This window comes from Mesorhizobium sp. M2A.F.Ca.ET.039.01.1.1, assembly GCF_003998035.1.
Classification (GTDB): Bacteria; Pseudomonadota; Alphaproteobacteria; order Rhizobiales; family Rhizobiaceae; genus Mesorhizobium.
Map to the genome: position 1 here is coordinate 1 of NZ_RZRY01000404.1, position 5,768 is coordinate 5,768.

General features: G+C 61.7%; 5 protein-coding genes and 2 pseudogenes. All 7 read right to left on the reverse strand.

Features of this window, described 5'->3' with window-relative positions; genetic code table 11:
- A pseudogene (locus EOA24_RS25150) lies at positions 1 to 149 on the reverse strand (4Fe-4S ferredoxin); the annotation flags it as partial.
- Between the two features lie 12 nt (positions 150 to 161).
- Positions 162 to 1,898: a fumarate reductase/succinate dehydrogenase flavoprotein subunit gene (locus tag EOA24_RS25155; RefSeq protein ID WP_127410163.1), complete on the reverse strand. Its 1,737-nt coding sequence runs from the start codon at positions 1,896 to 1,898 to the stop codon at positions 162 to 164.
- 8 nt (positions 1,899 to 1,906) lie between these two features.
- Positions 1,907 to 2,194: a gamma-butyrobetaine hydroxylase-like domain-containing protein gene (locus EOA24_RS25160; protein WP_127410164.1), complete on the reverse strand. Its 288-nt coding sequence runs from the start codon at positions 2,192 to 2,194 to the stop codon at positions 1,907 to 1,909.
- 473 nt (positions 2,195 to 2,667) lie between these two features.
- Positions 2,668 to 3,228: an FMN reductase gene (gene msuE, locus EOA24_RS25165; protein ID WP_127410165.1), complete on the reverse strand. Its 561-nt coding sequence runs from the start codon at positions 3,226 to 3,228 to the stop codon at positions 2,668 to 2,670.
- A 103-nt stretch (positions 3,229 to 3,331) separates the two neighbouring features.
- The gene (locus tag EOA24_RS25170; RefSeq protein ID WP_127410166.1) at positions 3,332 to 4,579 is read right to left on the reverse strand and encodes an SfnB family sulfur acquisition oxidoreductase; all 1,248 of its coding nucleotides are present in this window, start codon (positions 4,577 to 4,579) and stop codon (positions 3,332 to 3,334) included.
- Positions 4,580 to 4,600: 21 nt separating this feature from the next.
- Positions 4,601 to 5,392, reverse strand: a complete 792-nt coding sequence (locus EOA24_RS25175) for an ABC transporter ATP-binding protein (protein ID WP_127410167.1) — start codon at positions 5,390 to 5,392, stop codon at positions 4,601 to 4,603.
- A gap of 72 nt (positions 5,393 to 5,464) precedes the next feature.
- Positions 5,465 to 5,768, reverse strand: a pseudogene (locus tag EOA24_RS25180) (ABC transporter permease); the annotation flags it as partial.

The window sequence follows — 5,768 nt, forward strand, 5'->3', positions numbered from 1 at the left end:
AATTTCATGTAGGCTTTGCCGGTCAAATCGCTGATGCGCAGTACGTCGAGCGGGCAGACGTCGACACAGACGGTGCAGCCCTTGTCTGCGATGCATTTTGCATCGTCTACGACTACGGGGATGCTGGTAGGCGAAAGCGCGAGAGGCATATATTCTCCCAGTCAAGCATTTTTGGAAACACGCAGACGATCGTAGGCTGTCCGCTCTTCGTCCTCGATAGGGACGAGGTAGGGCTGGACGGCTCGCTTCTCGGAAACCATTCGGCCGTCAATCTTGCGCAGCAGGGTGTGGCAGAACCAGTTCGCGTCGTCCTTCTCCGGATGATCAACGCGATGATGGTAGAGGCCCCAGCGGCTTTCGGTGCGAAAGAGCGAAGCATGGGCTGCCATTTCTGCGCAATCGAGGATCGAAGAGACCTCTAGGCAACGCATGAGCTCATGAGCGTCGCGGGCGACAAGTGCTGTCTCCAGATCGCCTCGCACCTCGGCAAGCCTATCCTGCCCGATCTTCATCTTGGCGGTGACCTTTGGCGGCTGCAGATAGTCGTTGACGAGGCGCCGGGTCTTGTATTCCAACTGGTTTGGCGGAATGCCGTCGGCGCGCCGGGTAGGCGCCAACACCCGTTCCCGCTCCCGCCCGAGCAGATCGCTATCGAATTCCGGCAGGTCAACCTCACCCGCGATTTCGGCCGCGTGTTCTCCAGCTATCGCGCCATTGGTGAATGCGCCGAGCATGTAGTTATGTGGAACGCTGGCCATGTCGCCCGCTGCGTAAAGGCCGGCGACGGTCGTGCGAGCATATTCATCGACGAACACCCCAGATGCGCTATGGCCTGAACAGAAGCCGATCTCAGAGATATGCATCTCAATCATTTTGTTGCGGTAATCGGTCCCGCGCCCTTCATGGAATCTTCCGCGTGAGGGACGCTCGACTCTGTGCAAGATCCTTTCGATCTCGCTGACCGTGTCGGAATGCAGGTGATTGAGCTTCAGGAAAACCGGCCCCTTGCCGGACTTGAGCTCGTTATAGAACTCCTGCATCATCTGTCCCGACCAATAGTCGCTCTCGATGAAGCGCCTGCCCTCGTTGTTGGCAGTGTATGCCCCGAATGGCCCCGCAACATAGGCGCAGGCGGGACCATTATAATCCTTGATCAGCGGGTTGATCTGGTAACATTCGAGATTGGCGAGTGCGGCGCCTGCGTGATAAGCCATTGCATACCCGTCCCCCGAATTGGTGGGGTTCTCATAGGTTCCAAACAGGTAGCCTGAATGCGGCAAGCCGAGCCGGCCCGCCGCGCCCATGCATAAGATCACGGTCTTCGCGCGAACCACGAGAAACTCGGCGGAGCGTGTATTTACCGCGATTGCTCCCGCGATCCGGCCATTCTTCGCGGTCAACAGGCGGGTAGCCATGTAGCGATTGGAGATCAGAATCCGCTCGCGTCTGAGCTGGCGATAAAGTGCCTTTTTTACCGTGTCACCATTCGGCATCGGCAGGACGTAGGTTCCGAGATGATGAACCTTCTTCAGGTCGAAATCGCCGTTGGCGGTCTTTTGGAAGCGTATACCGAAGCGATCCAGTTCCTCGATGATTTCATGACAACGCGAAGCATATTTGACAATGGGCGCCTGGTCGACGATCCCGTCATTGGCGATTGTGATCTCCTTGGTGTACTGCTCGGGTGTGGAGTAGCCAGGCACAACGGCATTGTTTAGTCCGTCCATGCCCATCGAGATCGCGCCCGATCGCTTAACATTTGCCTTCTCGAGCAGAATGACCTTTAGGTCCTGGCTGCGCTGCTTGGCCTTCAACGCGGCCATCGGGCCAGCTGTGCCGCCGCCAATTACCAGAACATCGCAAGCGACTTCGGCTAGCCCATCGACAAGGTGGTCCATTGTGCTGCTCAACGCTGAGTGTGGGTGATTTCGCGCAGATAGCGCCAGGGATAGATGCCGCGGTCGTGACCATCGGAAAAAACCAGACGCATGGCGTAGGACCCGATAGCCTCGGCACTAACGATTGTAACGTCGTCGAAGGAATGCTCCTTTCCTTCGAGGGCGGACCGGATCTGATGGGCCGCTCGGCTGAGTTTGCGCAATTGTGATGCCTGGACACCAGCTCGACTGCCGTCGTCCCACGTGATGGCTAGGGATCGACGGTCGGCATCGATCCTTATTTCCAAAGGTTTCATGGCGTTTCCCGATGGTTCGACGCCATTGTACGAGTGAGTCTCGATTGGACACGCAATAAATTGCCTGCCTTCCGTTAGTCGAATTGCAGGCGAGCGAACTCCCGGTAGGCTGGCAAAGGCTACAGCCATAACCACCCAGACCTTATCGACAGGTCATCGCAGGCACCGCCGCGTGACCGGCTCGACCTGTTCCTCACGACGGCAAACCGCATCGGCTCGCCAGTCGGCAATGTCAGACTTCTGAAGCTGGACGCTCAATGTACTATACGACGAAGGCTGGGGGTGACCGCGTCTCCTGTTCAAGGGCGCCACGTTCCTAAGATCTTATCAAGCGCTTTTCCGGGGACATCGGTGCGCCGTGACGGCGCGCGAGGGTAGCATGATATAATCGGAACCCTTCCCAGCTTTGCAGCCCATCGATCCTCGGCGAAGCTAACGTTTCTTGCGGCTCCCTGGTTAAGGGCAGCTGCAATCTACTCCGCCGCCAATCTGACACCCGGCCTGTCGGCAAGCAGAACCGCAACGTGGTCAACAGCCTGCGCCGCCCGCTTCAGAATGAGTTCGGACCGGAGCACACCGTCGGTGAAATCCTTGTCGGTCGCGTACACCGCCGTGGGCAGAGTGAAAGCCTCGAAAAATCCGAACAGCGGCCGCAGCTGATGCTCCACGATCAGGGCATGGCGCTCGCCGCCTCCGGTCGCGGTCAACAGCACGGGCTTGCCCCTCAGCGCCGACGGATCGATCAGGTCGAAGAAATGCTTGAACAGCCCGGTATAGCTGCCTTTGTAGGTCGGCGAGCCGACCACGAGCACGTCGGCGGCAATGACCTGCGCCAGGATCGCCTGTCCCTGCTCATCGAGATCGCGCGACCATCTGGCCGCGCCCAACGACGGGCCGACATCGTCGATGTCGTAGGTGTGGCCCGCCAGGCCATGGCGTGTGGCGATGTCCTGGACGACGAGGTCGACAAAGCTGCGCGTCTTCGACGGTCGGGTGATGTTGCCGGAAAAGCCGACGATTGCTGGGCTGGACATGGAACGGACTCCCGGATGGCTCCTGAATTGACAGACCGGCGGCCCGGTCGGGCCGCCGCTTGGCGAATACCTGGTCGAGGCCGGCCTCGAAGGAACGGCGCGATCAGCTCCAGGCGTGCAGCGGCGGCTTCTCGCCGTTGAGGAAATACTTGCCGAGGATGGCGTATTTCCAGCGCACCGGGTCATGCAGCGTATGGGTGCGGGCGTTGCGCCAGTGCCGGTCGAGATTGTGCTCGGCCAAGGTCGAGCGTGTGCCGGCCAACTCGAACAGCTTGTTGGTCGCCGCGATTGCGATCTCGGTCGACAGGATCTTGGCTTCCGCGGTGACGATCTGGGCATGCGCCACCGTCTCGGCGGTCGGTTCGGCAACCGCCTTGTCGATTGCCAGGCCGGCCTTTTCCAGCAGCGCCTGGGCGGCATGCAGCCGGAGCGTCAGATCGCCGATGGCCTGGACGGTGTAGGGGTCGTCCCAGGCATTGTCGACGCCGCTGTCGATCCAGGCGCGGCTCCTGGTCCGAACGAACTGGATCGTCTCGTCGATCGCCGCCTGCGCGATGCCGGTGTCGACCGCGACCTGGATGATCTGGAAGATGGCGCCGTCGGCGGTCGGCTTGTCGTAGCCCTTGTAGCCCGGCACGAGATGCGTCTTCGGCACCTTGACGTTGTCGATGATGACGGTGCCCGACAGCGTCGTGCGCTGGCCGAAGCTCGACCAGTCGTCGATCACCGTCAGCCCGGACGCGCCGCGGTCGGCGATCGCGTACCAGGCGCGGCCCTCATCGTCGAGCGCCACGATCGGCACCAGATGGGCGAGCAGCGCGCCGGAGGAATAGAATTTCTGGCCGTTGACGATGACATGATCGCCAGCGTCGGTGAACTTGGTCTCGAAATCGGCCGCGCGCTTGGAGCTGAATTCGGAAAAGGCATTGCCGAAGCGCGTGCCTTTCAGCACCTCGGCGAACAGCAGCGCCTGCTGGTCCTTGTCGGAGACGGTGCGGATGGCCGCGACGACGCCGAGATGGTTCTGCGCGATCTGGCCGATCGAGGAATCGGCGGCCGAGATGATCTCGATCACCTTGGCTAAAGTCGCGTAGGACACTTCCGGGCCACCAAACGCCTTGGGCACATTGATCGACCACAGGCCGCTTTGCGAGAACAGGTCGAGTTCGGTCACCGGCCAGATCCTCTCGCGATCGCGCCTGGAGGATTCCTTGACGAATTCGGCCCCCAACCGGTGGGCGATTGCAATCGCCTCGGCGTCGTCCTTGACGATATGCGCAGGAGTGGTCGGCCTTGGCACCGGCGGCACGGCGGCCGCGGCCTTGTCGGTCTTGACGCTGGAGACGGTCATTCAATTGCTCCTTCGGAGTTGTTAGGCGACGGCATGAAGGTGAGGAAGCCGTGCAGCGGGCGAAGCCTGCTGCCCGAGATAGAAGGCGCGAACGTCCTCGCGCTGGCGAAGCTCCGCGGCCGGTCCGGACAGCACGGAAACGCCGTTCTCGAGGACGGTAGCGTGGTCGGCATATGTCAGCGCGACCGCCGAGTTCTGCTCCGCGACCAGAATCGACAGCCCGGTCTCACGATTGAGCTTCTTCAACGCCAGGAAGATGTCCTGCACGACCAGCGGCGCGAGTCCCATCGACGGCTCGTCGAGGACCAGCAGGCGCGGCCGCGACATCAGCGCCCGGCCGATCGCGGTCATCTGCTGCTCGCCGCCCGAGGTCAGCCCGGCAAGCGTGCGGCGCTTCTCCGCGAGCCTGGGGAAGAGTCCGTAGATCCGTTCGAGGTCATGGCTGATCTCGGCGCGGCGCCCGCTGCGGCCGATGCCGCCGGAAACCAGGTTCTCCTCGACGGTGAGGCTCTTGAAGCAGTGGCGGCCCTCCAGCACCTGGACGAGACCGGCCCGCACCAGGTCGCCTGGCTTGCGCTGCAAGACATCGTCACCCTCGAAACGGACCGCGCCGGCATTGATCTGGCCGCGCTCCGCCGGAAGCAGGTTGGAGACCGCCTTCAGCGTCGTGCTCTTGCCGGCACCATTGGCGCCGAGCAGGGCCAGGATCTCGCCGCGCCGAAGCTCGAAGCTGACGCCATGCAGCGCGGTGATGGCGTGGTTGTAGGTGGCGTGGACATTGTCCACGACAAGGATGACGTCATTGCCCGGCATCTCGCGTCTTTCCCGGCTCTAAAAGGAGGATGGCAGGGCGCCGGAACTTGCTCCGGCACCCTGCCAGTTGGATCAGTTGGTAGCGGCTACCGCATCGGCATCCGCCGCGGTGCGCAGCTTGATGCCCTTCTCGGTCGCGTAGGCTTCCGCCGACTTCTCGATGATCGGCCTGAGCAATGCCCAGTCGGGAGCGATCCAGTCCGAGACGACGTTCCACTTCTTGCCGTCCCACTGCTGGAAGGTCACGTAGCCTTCGCCTTCGTGGTTGTCCCAGCTGACATTGATGGAGTGGAACAGATCCTTGGCGCCGAGCGCCTCGACCTTGGTGGGATCGAGCTTGAGGTGCTCGAAGCCCCAGCGCACCTCGTCGCCGGTC